20 protein-coding genes and 1 tRNA gene are annotated in these 21,593 nt (G+C 60.7%); 15 read left to right on the top strand and 6 right to left on the bottom strand.

Annotated features, from left to right (window positions below):
- Positions 1–108 precede the first annotated feature (108 nt).
- Positions 109–1,008, top strand: a complete 900-nt coding sequence (locus tag C8D77_RS11925; RefSeq protein WP_109662662.1) for an alpha/beta fold hydrolase — start codon at positions 109–111, stop codon at positions 1,006–1,008.
- A 72-nt stretch (positions 1,009–1,080) separates the two neighbouring features.
- On the opposite strand, the gene C8D77_RS11920 is transcribed toward C8D77_RS11925, so the two are convergent.
- Together C8D77_RS11920 and C8D77_RS11915 are read right to left on the bottom strand one after the other, a co-directional pair.
- A complete protein-coding gene (locus tag C8D77_RS11920; protein ID WP_109662659.1) occupies positions 1,081–2,166 on the bottom strand; it encodes a tyrosine-type recombinase/integrase in 1,086 nt (361 codons plus the stop codon).
- A gap of 239 nt (positions 2,167–2,405) precedes the next feature.
- Positions 2,406–3,533: a porin gene (locus C8D77_RS11915; RefSeq protein ID WP_109662656.1), complete on the bottom strand. Its 1,128-nt coding sequence runs from the start codon at positions 3,531–3,533 to the stop codon at positions 2,406–2,408.
- Positions 3,534–4,004: 471 nt separating this feature from the next.
- Here C8D77_RS11915 and C8D77_RS11910 point away from each other — a divergent pair.
- Both C8D77_RS11910 and C8D77_RS11905 read left to right on the top strand, forming a co-directional pair.
- Positions 4,005–4,095: transfer RNA gene (locus tag C8D77_RS11910), tRNA-Ser, on the top strand.
- Positions 4,096–4,244: 149 nt separating this feature from the next.
- Positions 4,245–5,372, top strand: a complete 1,128-nt coding sequence (locus C8D77_RS11905; protein ID WP_109662654.1) for a porin — start codon at positions 4,245–4,247, stop codon at positions 5,370–5,372.
- Positions 5,373–5,599: 227 nt separating this feature from the next.
- Here C8D77_RS11905 and C8D77_RS11900 read toward each other — a convergent pair whose 3' ends face one another.
- Entirely contained in the window at positions 5,600–7,267 is a 1,668-nt protein-coding gene (locus C8D77_RS11900) for a tetratricopeptide repeat-containing sulfotransferase family protein (RefSeq protein WP_109662652.1), read from the bottom strand.
- 120 nt (positions 7,268–7,387) lie between these two features.
- On the opposite strand from C8D77_RS11900, the gene C8D77_RS11895 reads away from it, so the two are divergent.
- Positions 7,388–8,506 (top strand): pyridoxal phosphate-dependent aminotransferase, encoded by a 1,119-nt coding sequence (locus tag C8D77_RS11895; RefSeq protein ID WP_109662649.1) that lies wholly within the window; start codon positions 7,388–7,390, stop codon positions 8,504–8,506.
- Positions 8,507–8,542: 36 nt separating this feature from the next.
- On the opposite strand, the gene C8D77_RS11890 is transcribed toward C8D77_RS11895, so the two are convergent.
- Complete coding sequence (locus tag C8D77_RS11890) at positions 8,543–9,535, bottom strand: bifunctional helix-turn-helix transcriptional regulator/GNAT family N-acetyltransferase (protein WP_109662646.1); 993 nt, start codon at positions 9,533–9,535, stop codon at positions 8,543–8,545.
- Between the two features lie 164 nt (positions 9,536–9,699).
- Here C8D77_RS11890 and C8D77_RS11885 point away from each other — a divergent pair, with 164 nt between their 5' ends.
- The 7 genes from C8D77_RS11885 (at position 9,700) to C8D77_RS11855 (ending at position 16,716) form a co-directional block, all read left to right on the top strand.
- Positions 9,700–9,984, top strand: coding sequence for an acylphosphatase (locus tag C8D77_RS11885; RefSeq protein ID WP_109662643.1), 285 nt, complete (start codon positions 9,700–9,702; stop codon positions 9,982–9,984).
- A 73-nt stretch (positions 9,985–10,057) separates the two neighbouring features.
- Positions 10,058–10,708, top strand: coding sequence for a TetR/AcrR family transcriptional regulator (locus C8D77_RS11880; protein ID WP_109662640.1), 651 nt, complete (start codon positions 10,058–10,060; stop codon positions 10,706–10,708).
- 65 nt (positions 10,709–10,773) lie between these two features.
- Complete coding sequence (locus tag C8D77_RS11875; RefSeq protein ID WP_109662637.1) at positions 10,774–11,937, top strand: isovaleryl-CoA dehydrogenase; 1,164 nt, start codon at positions 10,774–10,776, stop codon at positions 11,935–11,937.
- A 1-nt stretch (position 11,938) separates the two neighbouring features.
- Positions 11,939–13,546, top strand: coding sequence for a carboxyl transferase domain-containing protein (locus C8D77_RS11870; protein ID WP_109662635.1), 1,608 nt, complete (start codon positions 11,939–11,941; stop codon positions 13,544–13,546).
- Between the two features lies 1 nt (position 13,547).
- Entirely contained in the window at positions 13,548–14,075 is a 528-nt protein-coding gene (locus C8D77_RS11865) for an O-acetyl-ADP-ribose deacetylase (RefSeq protein WP_109662632.1), read from the top strand.
- Between the two features lie 120 nt (positions 14,076–14,195).
- Positions 14,196–14,564, top strand: a complete 369-nt coding sequence (locus tag C8D77_RS11860; RefSeq protein WP_109662630.1) for a hypothetical protein — start codon at positions 14,196–14,198, stop codon at positions 14,562–14,564.
- 169 nt (positions 14,565–14,733) lie between these two features.
- Complete coding sequence (locus C8D77_RS11855; RefSeq protein ID WP_109662627.1) at positions 14,734–16,716, top strand: acetyl/propionyl/methylcrotonyl-CoA carboxylase subunit alpha; 1,983 nt, start codon at positions 14,734–14,736, stop codon at positions 16,714–16,716.
- A 90-nt stretch (positions 16,717–16,806) separates the two neighbouring features.
- On the opposite strand, the gene C8D77_RS11850 is transcribed toward C8D77_RS11855, so the two are convergent.
- Both C8D77_RS11850 and C8D77_RS11845 read right to left on the bottom strand, forming a co-directional pair.
- The gene (locus C8D77_RS11850; RefSeq protein ID WP_109662624.1) at positions 16,807–17,928 is read right to left on the bottom strand and encodes an ABC transporter substrate-binding protein; all 1,122 of its coding nucleotides are present in this window, start codon (positions 17,926–17,928) and stop codon (positions 16,807–16,809) included.
- A 392-nt stretch (positions 17,929–18,320) separates the two neighbouring features.
- Complete coding sequence (locus C8D77_RS11845) at positions 18,321–18,587, bottom strand: SEL1-like repeat protein (RefSeq protein ID WP_010915070.1); 267 nt, start codon at positions 18,585–18,587, stop codon at positions 18,321–18,323.
- Between the two features lie 449 nt (positions 18,588–19,036).
- On the opposite strand from C8D77_RS11845, the gene C8D77_RS11840 reads away from it, so the two are divergent.
- From C8D77_RS11840 to C8D77_RS11830, 4 genes are all read left to right on the top strand, one after another.
- Positions 19,037–19,378: a DUF2147 domain-containing protein gene (locus C8D77_RS11840; RefSeq protein WP_109662621.1), complete on the top strand. Its 342-nt coding sequence runs from the start codon at positions 19,037–19,039 to the stop codon at positions 19,376–19,378.
- Between the two features lie 225 nt (positions 19,379–19,603).
- Positions 19,604–19,762: a hypothetical protein gene (locus tag C8D77_RS37590; protein ID WP_023812838.1), complete on the top strand. Its 159-nt coding sequence runs from the start codon at positions 19,604–19,606 to the stop codon at positions 19,760–19,762.
- Positions 19,763–19,802: 40 nt separating this feature from the next.
- Positions 19,803–19,997 carry a hypothetical protein gene (locus C8D77_RS11835; RefSeq protein ID WP_056580548.1) on the top strand — a complete coding sequence of 65 codons (195 nt, stop codon included), beginning with the start codon at positions 19,803–19,805 and terminating at the stop codon, positions 19,995–19,997.
- A 116-nt stretch (positions 19,998–20,113) separates the two neighbouring features.
- The gene (locus C8D77_RS11830; RefSeq protein ID WP_244497920.1) at positions 20,114–21,577 is read left to right on the top strand and encodes an AMP nucleosidase; all 1,464 of its coding nucleotides are present in this window, start codon (positions 20,114–20,116) and stop codon (positions 21,575–21,577) included.
- Positions 21,578–21,593 lie beyond the last annotated feature (16 nt).

Below are 21,593 nucleotides of genomic sequence, written 5' to 3'. Positions count from 1 at the left end.
TACTGTCCCGCCGAATTTCAAAATTCCCCGCGCCCACGTCCTTCAATTTGACCGTCCTTGTCCCTGCCTGTAGCAGTCGCAGACGATCTACACGACGGAGGAGTCCGCATGCCAAACCACGAAGGCTTTTCCGACTTTTTCTATACCTCAGCGGACGGGCTCCAGCTCCATGCACGCGTCTATGGTGAAACAAATACCGGCCCTTGGCCGGTCGTCTGCCTGGCAGGCTTGACTCGCAATGCCAAAGATTTTCACGAGCTGGCGCTCGACCTTTCGGCGCGATCTGCAACTCCGCGCAAGGTGGTTGCCTTCGATTATCGCGGGCGCGGGCAGTCGGCGTATGATCCCGAGGTCAAAAACTACAATGTCGGCGTCGAGGCCGGCGACATCCTTGCCGGACTGGCGGCGCTGAGTATCGGGGAAGCCGCCTTCATCGGCACGTCGCGCGGCGGGCTGATCATCCATGTGCTCGGCATGATGCGGCCGGCCGTCCTGAAAGCCATTGTTTTCAACGACATCGGACCGGTGATCGAGGCGGCTGGGCTTGCCCATATCCAGTCTTATCTCGAGCGCGACCCGATGCCGAAAACCCGCGCACAGGCAACTGCCGCCCAGCGCGGCGTACACGGCAAGGACTTCTCCGCACTTGCCGGGGCGGATTGGGACCGGATGGTGTGGGCTCTCAATCGTGAAACGGACGCTGGCCTGGTGCCGGATTTCGACCCGAAATTGGTCGATACCGTCGCCAGTCTCGATCTGACGCAGCCGCTGCCTGATCTATGGCCGCAATTCGAAGCGTTGGCGGCCATTCCCTTGCTCGCCATTCGCGGCGCCAATTCGAGATTGCTGTCTGTAGACACGCTGAAACAGATGCGAGAGCACCACTCCATGATGGAAGCGATCACCGTCGCGGGTCAGGGCCATGCGCCATTTCTCGAGACCGGCAGCCTGCCCAACGACATTGCAGCTTTTCTTGATCGGGCCGAGCGGCAGAATAGCCAAAAGTAACCCCCAAGACCAAACAAGGTCCTGGGATAATTACAATAGTATAGGCTGGGCTCGCCAGCCTATTTGGCCAGCCTACTTGGTTTTTGAATTTTTCCGAGGCGCTTTCGGCGATTCCTTTGCCGCAGCCGTTTCGTCCCTCTGTTTCCGCTCTGCCGTCGGCGACGAAGGCGTCGTCACCGGTGAAGAAAACATGGAGCCTTCGCATTTTCCAGCCGGCTGAGCCGATCGAGGCGTTTCCAGCACGATGACACAGCCGTCGAGATCGTTCGTGGCCAAATGCGCATAGCGCATGGTCATCGACAGCGTCTGGTGGCCGAGCCACATCTGCACACGCCTGATGTCGATGCCGCCCTGGACAAGTCGCGAGGCGCAGGTGTGGCGCAATATGTGCGGCACCACCTGGTCGTCGGCGCCGAGACCGACTTCGGCCTTTGCGTCGTTCCAGATGGCACGGAACTGTGCCTGGCTGAGCTTGGTGAACGGTCCCTTGGGCCGGCGGCCTTCCGTGGGAGGCAGCTTGATGACCTCCTTGACCCGCTCGGTCATCGGAATGGTGCGGCTGCGGCCGGATTTGGTGATCCAGAAACTGACGCGATGCTCCTGGATGTCGTTCCAGATCAACCCAAGCGCCTCACCGAGGCGGCATCCGCTGTCGACCAGGAAGACGGAAAGCCTGTAGGCATCCTCGCTGCGGGTCTTGATGGCGGCAAACAGCCTGGCCTCTTCGTCCCTCTCGAGGAAACGAATCCGTCCAGCCCGCTCCTTCTGGCGGCGGAACTCGGGCAGGCTGTGGATATCCCCCATCTTGTGAGCCTTGCGCAGCAGTTTGCTGAGGGCAGCCATCTTTCGATTGATGGTTGCGTTGCTGTTGCCGCGCTGGCGCAAGGTGCCGATAAGGTTGTCCAGGGTACTTTGGTCAAAGGCGCTGAATCGCTCCCCAAGGAGAAGCTCATCTATCTCGCCGATGAAAGAGCTGACATTGTATTTATGCCGCCCATCATCCCACAATATGTCCCGATATGCTAAAAAAAGCTCTCCGACCCTATGCGATTTTACTTCTCTGATCTTGTTGTAACTGTATCGTATCGTCGAATTCTGAGAAGAAAACATCGAAAAATGATCAGAGGGCTCACCCTCTTGAATCGCTTCGTTCGTCATCGTTTGCCACACCCCCGAGTGGATAGATCAGCCCTATCCGCTTGGAAGCGTCCTTTCAAGAGATTTGAATCACGCGATTGTGATCTCATCCGCCATCAGCGGATCCCACGAAATCACCCACGGACCCTATTCAGCTACCGATTCCCCCTCTTCCTTCGTTTGCGTTGACCAGTCACGAAACAAAAACAGCCCGGGCGTTTGTGCGCCCGGGCTGGATTTTACCTGTGTAGAACCAGCCCTTAGAACGAGCGCTGGAAGCGGAGGATACCGCCGATGCCGTCGAAGCTGGCGTGATAGTCACTGTCAGCGGCGTTGATGTAGTCAACTTCGCCGGTGATCGTGAAGCCGGGGACGATGTCGTAGGCAATGTTGGCCGCGAGGCCCAACTTCTTGCCTTCGTCATACGAAGCCTGCAAGTTGAACGAGGTCTTCTCGTTAAACTTGTACGAGCCACCACCCCAGATCGCCCAGTTGCCATCCCAGAGCTTGAAGAAGTTGGTGCCGCTGGCGTTGTCGCTTTCGCTACCCCAGCCGCCCATCACGAAGAGCGAGAGCTCGTTGGTTGCATTGACGTCCAAGCGAACCTTGCCGGACAGGTCTTCCCAGTTGCTGTCATACGCAATGACGCCGGTGATTGCGCCCCAGCCCTGGGTCCACTTCGCGCCACCCACGATATGCGGGACATAGCTGTCGATCGTGCCGCCACCAGCGCCTTCTTCGAGCGAGACCACGGCCGAGAAGCCATTGCCAGCGTCGAAGTAGTACTGGACGACGTTGGTGTCGAACGAGCCGTAAGGAACCAGCGTATCCTGGATGACGTTGCCGGCGTAGCCGATGAACGTATCGAAGGCCGATTCGTCCTTACCGACGCGCAGACCACCGAGCTGGATCCAAGCGAAGTTCAGCGAAACGCCCTTGTTGTAGGCGAAGTTGTCGCCGGAGCCAGCAATGGGGGTGCCGTCTATGGTGTAGGTGTGGCCGAAACCACCCTGATTGCCGAAGTTGAAGCGGGTCTCGGTGTAGGTCTTCAAGGTGCCGAGTTCGGTTTCCTGGCCGGTCCAGGTCTTCAGCGTGAAGCGGGCGTTCTTCTGCCAGGTGTCATTGATGCTGCCGTCCTGACGATCGGTCGTCTTGGCACCATCAAACGATTCAATGTCGCCGGCGCCGATGTCATAACGGACATAGCCGCCGATGCGCAGGCAGGTTTCGGTGCCGGGGATGTAGAAGTAGCCAGCGCCGTAGACGTCGCAGATCTTGACGTATTCAGCGGGTTCCGGCTCGGCGACGACGACGGCGTCGGCGGCGCGCGCACCGGAAACTGCGATCAGGGCCGCAGCGGAGCCGAGGAGAAGGCTCTTAATGTTCATTTTCTGACCTCCAGTCAAAAGTTAAAAAACGGGTCTGGGTATTCTTTGCTGAAGGACAGCGTTCCCTGCCCCATCCCCACTACCGAAAAAGATGCGCACCGCGCCGCTCCTTCGAAATCGACATTACCCATGAGCCGGCGGCGTTCAACCATGATCGTACCGGCGAAAGGGCTGTTCGGCTGCTATCCCCTGCCGTTGTTGCACAAATGACACGATTTGGCCTCACTCAGAAAGCTCTCGTTAACCATCAGGCCCGCCGCAACCCCTTATTTGCCGCCGAATCCGGCGATCGGCCGACGGAATCATGGCCGTGCCCCGAGTCGCTAGCCAGGAAACTGCCGCAGAACCGCCGCATCCGTGGAAAGCCGCGCTTCGGTGCGTTGTTATTTTCCATATAATGGCTTCTTTTTCCGAGATAATGACTGGGGCTTGTTGATTGTGCCGGCGCTTTTCTTTATCCAGCGGCGCAACGGAGAGGTGGCCGAGTGGTCGAAGGCGCTCCCCTGCTAAGGGAGTAGAGGTCAAAAGCTTCTCGTGGGTTCGAATCCCATCCTCTCCGCCACTTTTGCCCGCACCCTTGGCGGCATCTCAAAAATTACCCCATTAGAACAGACAGATAGCTAGGTATCTCGCTATCGGCGCCGCGCGTTTCGACGCCAAAATACGCCGAAATCAACGCGATTTCGTTCGATTCTGACTGGAGGTCAGAAAATGAACATTAAGAGCCTTCTCCTCGGCTCCGCTGCGGCCCTGATCGCAGTTTCCGGTGCGCGCGCCGCCGACGCCGTCGTCGTCGCCGAGCCGGAACCCGCTGAATACGTCAAGATCTGCGACGTCTACGGCGCTGGCTACTTCTACATCCCCGGCACCGAAACCTGCCTGCGCATCGGCGGCTATGTCCGTTATGACATCGGCGTGGGCGATGCCAACTCGTTCGACGGCGCCAACCACGTTGCGGACCACATGGGCGATGGCGACCATTCGACCTATACCAAGAATGCCCGTTTCGCGTTGAAGACCTGGACCGGCCAGGAAACCGAGCTCGGCACCTTGAAGACCTACACCGAGCTCCGCTTCAACTTCGGCAACGGCTATGGCGACGCTGGCGACCCGAATTCGCCTTTGGCCGGCGGCCATTCTTCGGTGAATTTCGCCTGGATCCAGCTTGGGGGCCTCCGTGTCGGTAAGGACGAATCGGCCTTCGATACGTTCATCGGCTACGCCGGCAACGTCATCAACGATACGCTCGTTCCCTATGGTGGCTTCGACACCAACGTCGTCCAGTACTATTTCGACGCCGGCAACGGCTTCTCGGCCGTGGCTTCGTTGGAAGAAGGCTCGGGCACGGACACGATCGACAGCTATGTCCCGCATATCGTCGGCGGCTTGAAGTGGACGCAGGGCTGGGGCGCGATCACCGGCGTCGTCGCCTATGACAGCAACTACGAAGAAGTCTCCGGCAAGGTTCGCTTGGACGTCAACGTTTCCAACGAGCTGTCACTGTTCATCATGGGCGGCTATGGCTCGGACGACAACCTCACCGACTTCACCAGCAACGATCGCGGCTTCTACAAGCCTTGGGGCGGCAACTGGGCAGTCTGGGGCGGCGGTACCTACAAGTTCAACGAGAAGACCTCGTTCAACGCGCAGGTTTCGTATGACGACTTTAAGAACCTCGGTGTCGCGGCAAACGTTGCTTATGACGTCGTTCCAGGTTTCACGGTCACGGCCGAAGTGGACTACAACCACGCCGACAACGTCTTGGACTCTTTCCCCATCAATCCCGCACCGAAGAAGAGCAGCCTCGGCGGCATCCTCCGCTTCCAGCGCTCGTTCTAATAGAGTTCGACTCGTCGAAATCGAAACCCGGCGGGCAACCGCCGGGTTTTTTCTATTCAGTTGACGAGGAAATGTGTCGCTTCTGACGTTATGCTAAGATCTTGAGGCTGGAATGAACAGCCGCATTGCCCTTGCCGCAACGAGCCGTTGCCCCGTTGGAGTCAGGAATTCGAAGCGGCCAGGCACCAAACGCAAACTTGACGGCTTCCAGCGCAAGCGTGCCTGGATCAATTCCCGGCCAAATCACCCAAGGCATCGATCAGCGGTTTGATGGCGCTGCCATAGCTCTTCCAGCGATTGACGGACGAGGTGTAGATCGGTTGCCGAACCTGCCAGCGACTGAACGTGTTCACCGCACCGCCCTTGTCAAAGAATCGCAAGCAGGCATCGTCCCAAGGCAGACCCAAATGGTCTATCAAGCGGCGCGATTGCCCTTCCTGATCGGAGACCATGTCCTCATAGCGGTTCTGCAGGATTTGCCCCGGAAAAACCACGTCCCAGTGACGCATAAGCCGGTCGTACTCACGATAATACAGTCCGAGTGTATTCAGATCGGCGTTGTAGATATTATCCTCATTGAAACTCAGGAAATAGCACGAGATGCAATTGTCGGCGGCATCGCGACGGCAGTGAATGATGCGTGCCTTGGGAAACAGGATTCTTACAAGTCCGATAAGCTCAAAATTGTGCGGTAGCTTGTCGACGATTCGCCGTGCGTCGGGTGATCGTTGCCTGATGTGGCTGAGATATTCTTCGGCCAGGGACTTGGACTGCTCAACCGTCATGTCCACGATCGACTTTCGCAATTCCTCTGGCGAGCGCGTTTTAGGCGCAAGCCTGTTTGTGATCCGCCGGAGCTTTGTCAGTTCGCCGGCCCCGTGTACGTCTGGATGGCTCGCACAGATTTGCTCGGTCAAAGTGGTGCCTGAACGTGGCATGCCAAGCACGAATACAGGCACGTCCGACGTGCTCCCGTGCCGTGCCTTGGTCGCCGCCATCCGCGGGCTGAACAACTCGATCATGAAATCGACGCTGCGGCGATAGGACTCTATATCGAAGCGGCGGGGTGAAAGTTCCTTTGCCTGCCGGAAGTGATCCATCGCCTCGTCATAGCGCCGAAGATCATTCAGTATCTTCCCGGCAGCATGGTGGAATTGCTGAATGCTTTTCCTGTCGAGTTTCGGATTTTTCAGCTCAGCCAGAATGGATTGCAGTTCCGCCGGCTCTTCAGAGAATTTTCGGATGCTGACCAGACCGTCGTAGGCGGCTGCGACACCCAGGCGATGGCTGATCGCCTCTCTCATATAGGTGGTCGCCTCATCCATACGGCCGAGGCTTACAAGCGCATTGGCCAACCCCGTTCGGACGAGAGGATGGCGGCCATTGATTGTGAGCGCCCGTTCATAGAGCGGCACCGCAAGATCGGCCTTGCCGAATCCGGTGTAGGCGCGGCCCAGAGCGCAAAGCGCCTCGACCCAGCCAGTTTTGAGCTCGCAAGCACTCTCAAAATGTCTGATTGCATCCGCATGCTCGCCGACTTTCAGATAGGTCTCACCCAATGTCAGATGGTAATGTGGATTTTGAGGTGCCTCCTTTACCGCGCTCTCAAAACATCGGATGGCCATCTCGTCGTCCGAACTGAGCGCAAAGGTACCCAACAAGTACAGAGCAAGGGGATGTCGCGGCGAATGAGCCAATACGCGCTGACACAGAGCCTCCGCCTCCGGCAACCGATTTGCCCGATGAAGTTCTAATGCCTGCCTCAGCAATGCATCATCGAGTTGCGCGCGCGATGGAGGGTTCGTTTTCGGTTGTGCGGTTTTCGGCTGCGGGTTTTTCGGTCCGGACGGAGCTTTCAGGTGTTTGGACCAGGCTGGCGGCAGACGATTGTTCATGGTGCCTCGCTAGCAAAAAGAGGCGAAGGAATCCAGCATTACGGCTGCATGCCGCGGAGTGCTTGCGCCAACCATCCGCCCACGCTAGCAAGAAGGCCCTTTTCAACTGAGCTTTTTGCCATGCGCCAGCGCCCTCCCCTCACGCCGCTCGTCGACGCGCTTCCGTCGACCGTGCCCTTCGTCGGCCCCGAAGCGCAGGAGCGCGAGCGGGGCCACGCTTTTCGCGCCCGTATCGGCGCCAATGAGAGCAGTTTTGGGCCTTCGCCGCGCGTCATCGAGCGCATGGCCGAGATCGCCGGCGACATGTGGATGTATTGCGATCCCGACAATCACGATCTGAAGGTGGCAGTTGCCGCGCATCACGGCGTGAAGGTCGAAAACGTCGTTATCGGCGAAGGTATTGATGGCCTGCTCGCCCTGGTGGCACGCATGTATGTGGCGCCTGGCGATGCCGTGGTCACGTCGCTCGGCGCCTATCCGACCTTCAACTTCCACATTGCCGGTGTCGGCGGTCGGCTGGTGACGGTCCCTTACGAGAACGATAGGGAAAGCCTCGATGGCCTGCTGGCAGCGGTGCGCAAGGACAAGGCGCCGCTGGTCTATCTCTCCAATCCGGACAATCCAATGGGCAGTTGGTGGGAGGCGAACGAGCTCATCCGCTTCATCGAGGCGTTGCCGGAAACCACCATGCTCGTGCTCGACGAGGCCTATGGCGAACTCGGACCGGCCTCGGCGCTGCCGCCGATCGATATCTCGCGGCCAAACGTCATCCGCATGCGCACCTTCTCGAAGGCATATGGGCTGGCCGGCATACGCTGCGGCTATGCGGTGGCCGAAGCCCAGGTGATCCGCGACTTCGAGAAGATCCGCAACCATTACGGCGTCAGCCGCATGGCGCAAATCGCCGGCGTCGAGGCGCTTGCCGATCAGGATTATTTGCAGAGCGTGGTGCCGCGGGTCGCCGCCGGCCGCCGACGCATCGCCGGGATAGCCGAGGTGAACGGGCTGAAGCCACTGGCGTCGGCAACCAATTTCGTCACCATCGATTGCGGCGGCGACGGCGCTTTCGCGCTGAAGGTGCTGCAAGGGCTGTTGTCACGCGACGTGTTCATCCGCAAGCCGATGGTGCCAGTGCTCGACCGCTGCATCCGCGTCAGCGTCGGCCTCGATCACGAGCTCGATATTTTTGCCGAGGAACTTCCCGGCGCTTTGGCCTTGGCGGCAGCGCGGGGGAATTAGGATAGCGCTGACGCGCAAACCAGCAGCAAAAGCTGCCTACAAATCCATCTCCCAGGTCTGGCCGATCAAATCCTTGCCGAAACTGTGGTGGCGCTCTTCAGAGACCAGCTTGAAGCCGGCGCGCTCGTAGATCGCGCGCGCCGCGAGAAGGATGTCGTTGGTCCACAGCACCAGCCTGATGTAGCCGCAAGCGCGAGCCTGGTTCACGCATTCCGCGACCAGGCGCTTGCCGATGCCGAGGCCGCGCGCCGACGCCTCGACATGCAGCATCCTGAGCTTGGCCACTTCGTCGTCCTGATGAACCAGGAACACCGCGCCGACTGGCTGACCGCCGCGTTCGGCGATCCAGCAGAAGTCGCGGCCGGGCGCGAAATTGCGGATGAAATCGGCGCCGATCTCGGCGAGCATCGCCTCGAACTCAATGGTCCAGCCATATTCCTCGGCATAGAGCTGGGCCTGCCGCTGCACGACCCAGCCGACGTCGCCGACGCGATGCGGCCGCAGCGTCACCTGGCTGTTCTCAGGGGCGGGATCGCCGAGCAATTCCCTCGCCTTGCGCAAGGCGCTGCCAAGTTCCTGCAATCTGTGGTCAGGCACGCTTTCGATCAGCCGCGCCGTGTCCCGATTCGCCGCAGCCTGGAGCCCTGAAAGGGCTGCCTCGCCTCTTGCCGTGAGCGACAGAATCCGCCGGCGCTTGTCGGCCGGATCGGTCCGGGTTTCGGTCAAGCCCTCGCTGGCGAATTTGCGCAGAATTCGTGTCAGATAAGCGGCATCGACGCGCAGTTGCCTGGCGATGTCGGAGGCAGTCGGGCCCATCTCCAGATGAAAAGCCTTGGCAAGAAAACCTCGCTCGCCTGCAGTTTCAGAAGCCGCCGGACGATCAAGGTGGCCGAGTTCGAAAAGCACGCGCGCCTCGGTCAAAGTGAATGCGCTTTGCGTCAGCGTCTCGTCGAGAAGGCCAACGGTGCGCGTGTAGAAGCGATTGAAGCGCCTGATATCGGCCACCAATGCTTTTCGTTCATCCAGCATCTGCGTCGAACTCCGGCTAAGGCAGCTCTATTTTCAAAATTAGTGGACTGAGTCAATTAAATTTCGAAAGGCGAGGGAGCCAGCTACCGCGTCGTGCCCGCAATTCTCAGATTGCATTCCCTGCACCATGCGCCAGATTCATCGAGACAGGCTTGGAGAAATTCATGGCTGACCATCGCAGGAACGTGCGGGCACGCGTCTACGGCAATGTGCAAGGCGTCGGCTTCAGAATCTGGGCTCGGGGCGAGGCCACAGGCCTTGGTCTTGCGGGCTGGGTTCGCAATGAAGCGGATGGGTCAGTAGCGGCCCAAATTGCAGGCGTCGATGAAGCGGTCTCGACAATGATCGAGCGCCTCTGGGAAGGGCCGTCCGGGGCTTCGGTTTCCAGAGCCGACGTCGAGGAGTTGGCGGCCGAAAACGCCTTTGTTGGGTTCAGGATCGTAGCATAAAGGCGGATTTGGTTCGGACGCCCCTTGAATTAATTGAACGTTTGTTTTATTAGTGCCTCGCAAGAGGACTGACATGGCACGCACCACCGGATCCGATGGCGAAAAGACCGAAGCGACCATCCGTGAGGCGGCGGTCAACCTCATCGCGCGCCTTGGTTACGAAGCGATGTCGATGCGTCAGTTGGCCAGCGAAGTCGGAGTGCAGGCAGCCGCGCTCTACCGCTATTTCCCAACCAAGGAAGAGCTTCTGTTCACGCTGATGCGCGAGCACATGGAAGGTCTGACCGAAGCGTGGGAAGCAGCCCGCCCGGTCAGTGCGGATCCCGTGCAACGGCTCTCCGCCTATGTCGAAAACCACATTGCTTTTCATATCGAGCGTCGGCACGCCACGCATGTGTCGAACATGGAATTGCGCAGCCTGTCGCCCGAACGGCTGACGCAGATCCTGCGCATGCGCACAGCTTACGAAAAGGAGCTGCGCGCCATCCTGCGCGATGGTGCCGAGACGGGCGTCTTCAGCATCGACGACACCGGGCTGACGGCGATGGCGCTGATCCAGATGATGACCGGCGTCATCGTCTGGTTTCGGCCGGGCGAACGGCTGTCGATCGCTGAAGTGACCACGACATATCTTTCAATGACAATGCGGCTCGTCGGCGCGAAGATCGACGCCTACAGCGCCGCGCGTCCCTTCGGACGCGCAAAGGACGCTGTAGCATTTTGATTTCGCGCATGATCCCTTTCCGAAAACCAAAGGCGATTTTCGGGGTCATGCGCAGGGAGGATAGCATGTACACGAACACGCTCAGCTTCGGGCATGACGAGGAGATCGAGGCGCTGCGCGACATGGTGCGGCGCTTCGCCCAGGATCGCATCGCGCCGATCGCCGCCGACATCGATCGCTCGAACGAATTCCCGGCGCATCTGTGGGGCGAACTCGGCGCACTCGGCTTGCTTGGCATCACCGCCGACCCCGATTTCGGCGGCAGCGGCATGGGTTATCTTGCGCATGTGATCGCCGTCGAAGAGATTTCCCGCGCTTCGGCCTCGGTCGGCCTCTCCTACGGCGCCCATTCCAACCTCTGCGTCAACCAGATCAACCGCTGGGCGACGACGGCGCAGAAGGAAAAATTCCTGCCGCCACTGTGCTCGGGCGAGCGTGTCGGCGCGCTGGCGATGTCGGAATCCGGCGCCGGCTCGGACGTCGTCTCGCTCAAGCTGCGCGCCGAAAAGCGCAACGACCGCTATGTGCTCAACGGCACCAAGATGTGGATCACCAACGGGCCGGATGCCGAGACGCTGGTCGTCTATGCCAAGACCGATCCGGACCGGAAATCACGCGGCATCACCGCTTTTATCGTCGAGAAGGCAATGGCCGGGTTTTCCGTGGCGCAAAAGCTCGACAAGCTCGGCATGCGCGGCTCCAGCACCGGCGAACTGGTGTTTAGGGATGTCGAGGTGCCCTTCGACAATGTGCTGCATGAGGAAGGACGCGGCGTCGAGGTGCTGATGTCGGGCCTCGACTATGAGCGCACGGTGCTTGCCGGCGGCCCGATCGGCCTGATGGCGGCGTGCCTCGACGTTGCAATCCCCTATGTGCATGAGCGTAAGCAGTTCGGCCAGGCGATCGGCGAGTTCCAGCTGGTGCAAGGCAAACTGGCTGACATGTACACGACGATGAATGCCGCGCGCGCTTACGTCTATGCTGTCGCCGCCGCTTGCGACCGCGGCCAGACGACGCGCAAGGATGCCGCCGGCTGTGTGCTGTTTGCCGCCGAGAAGGCGACGCTGATGGCGCTCGACGCCATCCAGCTGCTTGGCGGCAATGGCTACATCAACGACTATCCGACCGGCCGCCTTTTGCGCGACGCCAAGCTCTACGAGATCGGCGCCGGCACCAGCGAAATCCGCCGCTGGCTGATTGGGCGGGAAATCATGGCGGAGGGGGTATAGCATGGCAACGCTGCAAACCCAGATCTCGCCCTCCTCCGAAAGCTTCCGTGCCAATGCCGAGCGCATGCGGGCGCTGGTCGCCGACATTGCGGAGAAGGCTGCCACCGTCGAGCGCGGTGGTTCGGAGGAAGCGCGTGAGCGCCACGCTTCCCGTGGCAAGCTCCTGCCGCGCGAGCGCCTCGCGCAATTGCTGGATGTCGGCTCACCCTTCCTTGAGATCGGCCAGTTCGCCGCATGGTCGATGTATGGCGAGGAGATTTCATCGGCCGGTATGATCGCCGGCGTCGGCCGCGTCGAGGGCACCGAGGTGATGGTGGTCGTCAACGACGCCACGGTGAAGGGCGGCACCTATTATCCGCTGACGGTGAAGAAGCATCTGCGGGCGCAGGAGATTGCGCTGCAGAACAATTTGCCCTGCATCTATCTCGTCGACAGCGGCGGCGCCAACCTGCCCAACCAGGACGAGGTGTTTCCCGACCGCGAACATTTCGGCCGCATCTTCTACAACCAGGCCAACATGTCGGCGGCCGGTATCCCGCAGATCGCCTGCGTCATGGGTTCGTGCACGGCGGGTGGCGCCTATGTGCCGGCGATGTCGGACGAAACGATCATGGTGCGCAACCAGGCGACCATCTTCCTCGGCGGCCCGCCGCTGGTGAAGGCGGCCACCGGCGAGGACGTCAGCGCCGAGGACCTCGGCGGCGCCGATGTGCACACCAGGCTCTCCGGCGTTGCCGACCACTATGCGCTGGACGACGACCATGCGCTCGCCATCTGCCGCCGCATCGTCAAAAACCTGAATCGGAACAAGACTGTAAGCCTGAACTCTAGGAGAGCGATTCCGCCGCTTCATCCGGCGGATGAACTCTATGGCATCGTGCCGACCGACCTGCGCCAGCCCTACGACGTGCGCGAGGTGATTGCGCGCATCGTCGACGGTTCCGAGTTCGATGAGTTCAAGCAGAACTACGGCACCACGCTGATCACCGGATTTGCCCATCTGCACGGCATGCCGGTCGGCATCATCGCCAACAATGGCGTGCTGTTTTCCGAAAGCGCGCTGAAGGGCGCGCACTTCATCGAGCTCTGCTGCCAGCGCAAGATCCCGCTGGTCTTCCTGCAGAACATCACCGGCTTCATGGTCGGCAGGAAATACGAGGCGGGCGGCATCGCCAAGGACGGCGCCAAGCTGGTGATGGCAGTCGCTACCGCAAAGGTGCCGAAGGTGACCATGATCATTGGCGGCTCGTTCGGCGCCGGCAATTACGGCATGTGCGGCCGCGCCTACTCGCCCCGCTTCCTGTGGATGTGGCCGAATGCCCGCATCTCGGTGATGGGCGGCGAACAGGCGGCAACCGTGCTCGCCATGGTCAAGCGCGAAGGCATCGAGCGCAAAGGCGGGGAATGGAGCGCCGAGGAAGAGGCGAAATTCAAGAAGCCGATCCTGATGAAATATGAGCATGAGGGCCATCCCCTCTACTCGTCCGCACGCCTTTGGGACGACGGCATCATCGACCCGGCGAAAACGCGCGACGTGCTGGCGCTCAGCCTGTCCGCCGCGCTCAACGCCGAAATCGAGGAGACGCGCTTCGGCGTGTTCCGGATGTGAGATGAACGATAGTCCGCGGATTCAGGTTCACACCGGCGACATCACCAAGCTGACGGTCGACGCCATCGTCAACGCCGCCAACACCTCGCTTCTGGGTGGTGGTGGAGTCGATGGGGCCATCCACCGCGCGGCCGGCCGCGAGCTCGAGTTCGAATGCCGGATGCTGAACGGATGCAAGGTTGGCGACGCCAAGATCACCAAGGGTTATAGACTACCGGCTCGACATATCATCCACACGGTCGGGCCGGTCTGGCAAGGCGGCGGCAAAGGCGAAGCCGAACTGCTGGCATCTTGCTATGTCAGCTCGCTCGAACTCGCCGCCGCCAACGACTGCAGCACGGTGGCATTCCCGGCGATTTCGACCGGTGTTTACCGCTACCCGAAAGATGAGGCGACCGAGATCGCTGTCGGCACTGTCAGCACATTCATCGAAGACAAAACGCTGCCGGGAGTCGTCATCTTCTGCTGCTTCGACGAGCTTACGGCAGAACTATACGAGCAGACCGTTGCTGCGCTTCGGAAAGGTTGAACTGTATGGACCAACCGATTCATCAGCACAGGCAAACTCGAATCCCCAACAACGAACTGGCGGCGAGGAAAAATATTCGCTACTGCTTGCCCCGCGCAATGCAATGGGGACGGGGTGGAAATGGAACTGAAACATTGCCGGGGGACGTCTGTCTCGACACTTGCAAGCTTACTAATATTCGCAACGACTGGTGCCAGTCAGGCGGAATCGCTCGCAGGAAGCAAGGGAGATGTGCGTTTTCCGCCGACCCTAGGCTCGGGCGAATGCAACGTTGCCTACAAGGGCTACGTCGCGGCGAGCGGTCATTCGGCCTACGCCACAACCTTTTATTCGCGCGTTGTCGACCTCTACATTATCTGCGGGACGAAGCTCAACGCGCCGTCCCAGAAGGCAGCGGAAGAAATAGCGCTGCGCAACTGCCAGGCCGGCTTGACGCGATGGAAACTCAAGACCGCGAGCGGCGGCTGCGCGATCTCGGCATCGAAGTAGGCAAATGCACTTCGCGCCTAGAGCACTCCCTTGGCAAGGGAGTGCTCTACATCAAGTGCCGAACTGCAAGGCAGTATCCGGCGAAGGGAAAGCCTACCCATATAGGTTTGCGGGAGAGCGCGAAGGAACGCCTGCGTCGCTTTCAGCAAGCCCTGGCTAGGGAGGCTCCATGTTCGCCAAGATCCTGATCGCCAATCGCGGCGAGATCGCCTGTCGGGTGATCCGCACGGCTCGAAAGATGGGCGTGCGTACCGTTGCCGTCTATTCGGATGCCGACGCGAAATCCCTGCATGTCGAGATGGCCGACGAGGCGGTGCATATCGGCGCCTCGCCCGTTGGCGAAAGCTATCTGCGCGGCGACAAGATCATCGCCGCGGCTTTGGCCACGGGCGCGCAAGCCATTCATCCCGGCTACGGCTTCCTGTCGGAAAATCCTGATTTCGTCGACCAGGTGGTGGCGGCGGGGCTCATTTTCATCGGCCCGTCGGCGGCCTCGATCCGTGCCATGGGGTTGAAAGATGCCGCCAAGCGGCTGATGGAAAAGGCCGGCGTGCCGGTCGTGCCGGGCTATCATGGCGAGGCGCAGGAGATCGTGCTGCTTGCGTCCAAGGCACGCGAGATCGGCTATCCCGTGCTGATCAAGGCGCGCGCCGGCGGCGGCGGCAAGGGCATGCGCCGGGTCGAACACCCCGATGAGTTTTCCGAGGCACTGTCCAGCGCACGGCGCGAGGCGAAAGCCGCTTTCGGCGACGACCGCGTGCTGGTCGAAAAATATGTCGACAAGCCGCGCCATATCGAAGTGCAGGTGTTCGGCGACAATTTCGGCAATGCGGTGCATCTCTACGAGCGCGACTGCTCGGCGCAGCGCCGCCACCAGAAGGTGATCGAGGAAGCGCCCGCCCCTGGCATGACCGAGGCTTTGCGCAAAGCGATGACGGAGGCAGCGGTGAAAGCCGCCAAGGCGATCAATTATTCGGGCGCCGGCACCATCGAGTTCATCGTCGATGCCTCGCAGGGCCTGAAGGCCGACCGCTTCTGGTTCATGGAAATGAACACCCGCCTGCAGGTCGAACATCCGGTCACCGAAATGGTGACCGGCACCGATCTGGTCGAGTGGCAGTTGCGGGTCGCATCGGGCGAGAAGCTGCCGAAGATGCAAAGCGAGATCGCGCTCGCCGGCCATGCCTTCGAGGCGCGCATCTATGCCGAGGATGCGGCAAAAGGGTTCCTGCCGGCGACCGGCACGCTGCATCATCTGAAATTTCCGGATGCAACCCCCGAAGGCGCGACTATGCGCATCGAGACCGGCGTGCGGGCGGGTGACGCCATCTCGCCCTATTACGACCCGATGATCGCCAAGCTGGTCTTCCATGCAAAGGACAGGCAGGCGGCACTCGACGCGCTCGGTTCGGCGCTGTCGCGAACCGAGATCGCCGGTTCGACCGTGAACACCGCCTTTCTTGCCGCTCTCGCCGCCGATCCGGACTTTGCCGCAGGCGATGTCGACACCAGCCTGATCGCCAGGCACCAGACGGCGCTGACCGAGATCGCGCCGCCGACCGGCGAAACCATTGCTGCCGCGGCCGTTGCGGCCTCCGGCGCCGGAGCAGCGCCGCCATCCAACGATCCGTGGTCGTCGATTGCCGGCTATGCGCATTTCCACAGCGTGGCGCGACGCACACGGCTGAAGTTCGGCGAAGACGATATCGCGGCGAAGGTCTCGGTACGGCCGGACGGGCGATTCCAGGTCGCGCTGGACAAGCCTTATGACGACACCAATTCGCATGATTTTCGCGCCGCGCCACGCCTCGCCTGCTGGCCAGGCCACATCACGGTGTTCGAGGGTGCTGTTGGCTATACCTTCGCCGTGCCGGACCCACTGGCACGGGCCGATGATGCGGCGGCAGGCGCCGGCAGCCTGCGTGCGCCGATGCCGGGGCTGGTCAAGCTGGCGCGCGCGGCAATAGGCGATGCCGTGATCAAGGGCCAACCGCTGCTGATCCTCGAGGCGATGAAGATGGAGCACACCATCGCCGCGCCACATGACGGCGTGATCGCCGAGATCGCCACAGAGGGCGCGCAGGTCACCGACGGGACTGTGCTGGTGCGGTTCGTCGAGGACCAAAACGCCTCGACCGCAGCGGTGAGCTGACGATTCGGAAGATAAACGACAGGGCAAACAAGAAAATGGCCGGGACGAGCCCGGCCATTTCTCTATGCTATTCAGCCACCAGGGCAGCGATTACTGGGCAATCGGCGCGTATTTTCCGTCATGCCACTGGTTGATGTCGTAGCTGGCATTCTTGAGGTCGCCCTTCTCGTCGAAGGTGACATCGCCGACAACAGTGCTGATCGGCGTGCCGTTCTTCAACGCTTCGGCAACCTTGGCCGGATCGTCGCTGCCGGCGCGCTTGATGCCTTCAGCAAAAGCCTGGATGGTGGCGTAAGAGAACAGCGTGAAGCCCTCCGGCACGAAACCGCCGGCCTTGATCTTCTCGACGGCTGCCTTGGCTTCCGGCTTTGCCTGGGGATCCGACGGGAAGACGAACATGGTGCCCTCGCCGGCCGGGCCAGCGACCTGCCAGAATTCGGGCGAGGCGATAGAGTCCGGCATGATCAGCTGGAACTTCAGGTTCTGTTCCGCCGACTGACGCAGGATCAGGCCAGCTTCAGGATGATAGCCGCCGAAATAAACGACGTCGGCTTTCAAGTCCTTGAGCTTGGTGACGAGAGCCGAATAGTCCTTCTCGCCAGCGTTGATGCCGTCATAATAGACCTCCTTGAGGCCGCCGGCATTCATCGTTGCCCTGACCGCGTCAGCCACGCCCTGTCCGTAGGCGCTCTTGTCATGCAGGACGACGACATTCTTGCCGGCAAACTTCTTGGCGATCCACGGACCGATGAAAGCACCCTGCGCATCGTCACGCGTATAAAGCCGCATGATCGTCGGCCAGCCGGCCTTGGCCGCCGCGTCGGTCAGCACCGGGTTGGAAGAAGCCGGGCTCATCATCAGAGCGCCGGCTTCGGCATAGACGGCCGAGGCAGGGATGCTCGAACCCGAGCAGGCATGGCCGTCGATGAACTTGACGCCATCGGCGACGACGCGGTTGGCAACCGACACGGCCTGCTTGGGATCGCACTGGTCGTCTTCGATATCGAGCTTGATCATCGACCCGTTGACGCCGCCAGCGGCGTTGATGGCGTCAGCAGCGGCCTGTGCACCCTGCTTGAACTGATCGCCGATGGTGGCGAGCTGTCCGGTCATCGGGCCGATCACCGCAAAGGTGATGTCGTCGGCGAATGCGACCGGCGTGCTCATCATCAGGCCGAATATGGCCGCGTTCAAAATACTCAATTTTTTCATGATGGTAGAACTCCTCCACTCACGCGCGGCCGCCCCGGCCGCGCTTCTTCCAGAGAGGCCGGACAATTTCATCCTTCCTTGGGCCTGTCTAGGCGCATTGGCGCCGCTCGATTGGGCCTGCAAGACGTCATTCACGCAAAAAGCCACGCCAGCCTTGTTCCGGCTGGTCGTGGCTTTTTGCCCGTCGAGCAATCTCCAGGCGCCCCTGCGCCTAAAAATCCCGCTCACCTTCCCTGTGTCGCGCACGACTGGGCCCTGCGGCCCGCCGCGTTCTCTTTCTTAACATCGTGACCGTCTTGCGCGGCCTTCAATTCCGCCGGGTCTGGCCGTCTGTGCGGTCTTGATCCCGGAGCTTCCCTGTCTTCGATAGGCGTGTCTGCGATTGGCAGGTATCAGTGCATGGTCATCCATTCGCGGGCTTCGCGAAGCGCCTTGGCGATCTCGACCTTCGACATGGCCGCCGACAGTTCCGAGCGCAGTTCCGCGGCGCGGGCCGAGCCCTTGATCGCGGCGATGTTGAACCATTTGTGGGCGGCAACGACATCGGTCTCGCAATCGCGGCCGGTCGCATACATCATGCCCAGTTCGAAAAGAATGTCGGCCTGGGCAGTTGCCCCCATGGCGCCGAAACCTGCTTCAAGCATTTCAAAACGTGCCATTTCAATCCCCTGTTTCCGGCCCCTGTCAGGCTCCCGAGAGCTGCCTTCTTTCGTGCTTGCTGGCTGCTCTTCCGATGCTTTCGAGAATGCCGTGCGGGCTTGAATCCGTCGTTAAATGGCGTGCTTAATTTGAGGAAAACAAAGCTAAAACAAGAGGTAAACACCGAAATTCGTTAAGGATACAAAGCCAGCAATTCAGCCTGCTTGCGTCAAATTTGACGAAAATTTTCCGATGCCAAGTCAAGACTTCGCTAACCACGGGAGACAAAGGCGATGCGCCGATCGTTTCATTTCCTTGGCCAGGAGGCGCATTCAGGGGCTTTCAAAATCCGAAAGTCTTCCGTTGCGGCACCGCTTTTGTTTTGCTGGGAGCTGGATTAGCTTACGTTTGCGTAAGCGGCAGACCGGCGAGGCGGAGCATCCGGCCGGACATCCAAAGGGAGGAAGACATGTTTCGAAAAGCGAGCCTGGCCCTTGCGGCCACATTGATCATGGCCGGTGCGGCCTGGGCCGATCCGATCGAGGGCAACTGGAAAACGCAGGCCGGCGACACCGCGGCCATCGCTGGCGGCGGCACGTTTTCCATCACGCTCAAGTCCGGCAAATATGCCGGCAAGACCATCGGCTCGCTCAAGGCGGCAGGCGACAACAAATATGCCGGCAACATCACCGATCCGGCAAACGACAAGACCTATTCGGGCAAGGCGACCCTTTCGGGCAGCTCGCTGAAGATGAGCGGCTGCGTGCTCGGCGGACTGATCTGCAAGAGCCAGACCTGGCACAAGCTCTGATCGAGCGCATCCTTCTGACATGAGGACGGGGCCCCGACGGGCCCCGTTTTCGTTTTGTCGCGGCGCAATGCCCTGGCCTCGTCGCCTCCCGCCGGCACCTGTCGAAACCGACGCCGGCGCGGTCAAAATCCCGTCAATCATTTTGAACCGCAGATGAACGCCGGCATCAGAGCCGGTTCAGTTGCATCAGGGCATTCTCCGGCGTGTTGAAGGAGACCCGACCCAATGCTTGCTCGCCGCTTCACCATCGTCTGCCTGCTGGTGAGCCTGTTTGGAATGTTCTTCGCCATCCTCGTCGCCGAAGCGGGCCGTCCGGCCCGCGCCTGGGACGAAGCCAGTTCCAGAACCTGCCGCCTCGCCTGCCCCACCCATCTTCGCAACTGAACAAAGAAACCAAGACCTCGAAAAGAAAAGCTGAAACACCATGAACCGCATCGCCGCCAACGCTCTCAAGACCCTTCGGCTTCTGCCGCGGGCGGCGCTTATCCTGACGGTTCTGGCCGCTCCGGTTCTGGCCGTGCCGATGATGCGCACTGACGCCGGCTCGACGATCGACGCACCGGCTCTGAAGAAGTCCGGCGTCGGCTTCGTGCTCCTGGTCAGCCTGCAGCGCGGTTGAAGAAAAATGACGCTTTGGCGGCCTTCGGTCGCGACACCCCTCCCAAGTGCCGATCCGAGTCTCTATATTGAGCCATGGAAAAGCGAATCTACCCACAAGCTATCGAATCTGTCGTCATGCCGGAGCCTTTTGGCCGGCAAAGCTTTGATAGCGCTGAAAAGGCAGTCGCGGCACTGCAGGCGCTTTACGACCGCAACACCAAATTCCTGCGCGACTCCTTTGCAGAACTGGCGGCAGCGGGCGGCGACAATGGCAAGCGCTACCGGGCCTTTTATCCGGAGATCGGCGTCACCACCAACTCGTTCACCCAGATCGACTCGCGCCAAGCCTATGGCCATATGCCGACACCGGGGCATTTTTCCACCACCATCACCCAGCCGGGCCTGTTCGAAAGCTACCTCGTCGAGCAGTTGCGCCTGATCATGCGCAATCATGGGGTTGCGGTCACGGTGTCGGAATCGACCACGCCGATCCCGCTGCATTTCGCCTTTCTCGAAGGCACCCATGTCGACGGCGCGGCAGCCGAGCGCATCAAGCGGCCGATCCGCGACCTATTCGACGTGCCGGATCTCGACGGCACCGACGACCAAATCGCCAACGGCACCTTCGAAGTGGCCTTCGGCGAGCCGAGGCCACTGGCGCCCTTCACGGCGCAGCGCATCGACTATTCGCTGCACCGTCTTTCGCACTATACGGCGACCACGCCGCAGCATTTCCAGAACTTCGTGCTGTTCACCAATTACCAGTTCTACATAGACGAGTTCGTCGCCCGGGCCCGCGACCTGATGGCCAATGGCGGCGGCGGATACACCGAGTTCGTCGAGCCCGGCAATGTCACCACCAGGGTCGGGCAAAGCGCGCCCAGCGAAGGGGTAGCACCACCGCGCCTGCCGCAAATGCCGGCCTATCATCTGAAGAAGCCGAACCATGGCGGCATCACCATGGTCAATATCGGCGTCGGGCCCTCCAACGCCAAGACGATCACCGACCACATCGCGGTGCTGAGACCGCATGCCTGGGTGATGCTTGGTCACTGCGCCGGCCTGCGCAACACCCAGGCGCTAGGCGACTATGTGCTGGCGCATGCCTATGTGCGCGAGGATCACGTGCTTGACGACGATCTTCCGGTCTGGGTGCCGATCCCGCCGCTGGCCGAGATCCAGGTGGCATTGCAGGAAGCTGTCGCCGAAGTCACCGGCCTGTCCGGCTATGACTTGAAACGCATCATGCGCACCGGCACCGTCGCCACAATCGACAACCGCAACTGGGAACTGCGTGACCAGCGCGGCCCGGTGCAGCGGCTGTCGCAGTCGCGGGCGATCGCCCTCGACATGGAATCGGCGACGATTGCCGCCAACGGCTTCCGCTTCCGTGTGCCCTACGGCACGCTCCTGTGCGTTTCGGACAAACCATTGCATGGCGAGTTGAAGCTGCCTGGCATGGCGACCGAATTCTACAAGCGCCAGGTGGCGCAGCACCTGACCATCGGCATCAGGGCTATGGAGAAGCTTGCGGAAATGCCGATGGAGCGGCTGCATTCGCGCAAGCTCAGAAGTTTTTCGGAGACGGCGTTCCAGTAGGTCGGTTCCACGCATC

The sequence above is a fragment of the Mesorhizobium loti genome (assembly GCF_003148495.1).
In the GTDB taxonomy this organism is placed as follows: domain Bacteria; phylum Pseudomonadota; class Alphaproteobacteria; order Rhizobiales; family Rhizobiaceae; genus Mesorhizobium; species Mesorhizobium loti.
This window is presented reverse-complemented; position numbering and strand designations above follow the sequence as displayed.

Bases quoted from the DNA above. Each gene is read 5' to 3' on its own strand.
- C8D77_RS11925 (WP_109662662.1), top strand. From the start codon at position 109: ATGCCAAACCACGAAGGCTTTTCCGACTTTTTCTATACCTCAGCGGAC.
- C8D77_RS11920 (WP_109662659.1), bottom strand. From the start codon at position 2,166: ATGACGAACGAAGCGATTCAAGAGGGTGAGCCCTCTGATCATTTTTCG.
- C8D77_RS11915 (WP_109662656.1), bottom strand. From the start codon at position 3,533: ATGAACATTAAGAGCCTTCTCCTCGGCTCCGCTGCGGCCCTGATCGCA.
- C8D77_RS11905 (WP_109662654.1), top strand. From the start codon at position 4,245: ATGAACATTAAGAGCCTTCTCCTCGGCTCCGCTGCGGCCCTGATCGCA.
- C8D77_RS11900 (WP_109662652.1), bottom strand. From the start codon at position 7,267: ATGAACAATCGTCTGCCGCCAGCCTGGTCCAAACACCTGAAAGCTCCG.
- C8D77_RS11895 (WP_109662649.1), top strand. From the start codon at position 7,388: ATGCGCCAGCGCCCTCCCCTCACGCCGCTCGTCGACGCGCTTCCGTCG.
- C8D77_RS11890 (WP_109662646.1), bottom strand. From the start codon at position 9,535: ATGCTGGATGAACGAAAAGCATTGGTGGCCGATATCAGGCGCTTCAAT.
- C8D77_RS11885 (WP_109662643.1), top strand. From the start codon at position 9,700: ATGGCTGACCATCGCAGGAACGTGCGGGCACGCGTCTACGGCAATGTG.
- C8D77_RS11880 (WP_109662640.1), top strand. From the start codon at position 10,058: ATGGCACGCACCACCGGATCCGATGGCGAAAAGACCGAAGCGACCATC.
- C8D77_RS11875 (WP_109662637.1), top strand. From the start codon at position 10,774: ATGTACACGAACACGCTCAGCTTCGGGCATGACGAGGAGATCGAGGCG.
- C8D77_RS11870 (WP_109662635.1), top strand. From the start codon at position 11,939: ATGGCAACGCTGCAAACCCAGATCTCGCCCTCCTCCGAAAGCTTCCGT.
- C8D77_RS11865 (WP_109662632.1), top strand. From the start codon at position 13,548: ATGAACGATAGTCCGCGGATTCAGGTTCACACCGGCGACATCACCAAG.
- C8D77_RS11860 (WP_109662630.1), top strand. From the start codon at position 14,196: ATGGAACTGAAACATTGCCGGGGGACGTCTGTCTCGACACTTGCAAGC.
- C8D77_RS11855 (WP_109662627.1), top strand. From the start codon at position 14,734: ATGTTCGCCAAGATCCTGATCGCCAATCGCGGCGAGATCGCCTGTCGG.
- C8D77_RS11850 (WP_109662624.1), bottom strand. From the start codon at position 17,928: ATGAAAAAATTGAGTATTTTGAACGCGGCCATATTCGGCCTGATGATG.
- C8D77_RS11845 (WP_010915070.1), bottom strand. From the start codon at position 18,587: ATGGCACGTTTTGAAATGCTTGAAGCAGGTTTCGGCGCCATGGGGGCA.
- C8D77_RS11840 (WP_109662621.1), top strand. From the start codon at position 19,037: ATGTTTCGAAAAGCGAGCCTGGCCCTTGCGGCCACATTGATCATGGCC.
- C8D77_RS37590 (WP_023812838.1), top strand. From the start codon at position 19,604: ATGCTTGCTCGCCGCTTCACCATCGTCTGCCTGCTGGTGAGCCTGTTT.
- C8D77_RS11835 (WP_056580548.1), top strand. From the start codon at position 19,803: ATGAACCGCATCGCCGCCAACGCTCTCAAGACCCTTCGGCTTCTGCCG.
- C8D77_RS11830 (WP_244497920.1), top strand. From the start codon at position 20,114: ATGCCGGAGCCTTTTGGCCGGCAAAGCTTTGATAGCGCTGAAAAGGCA.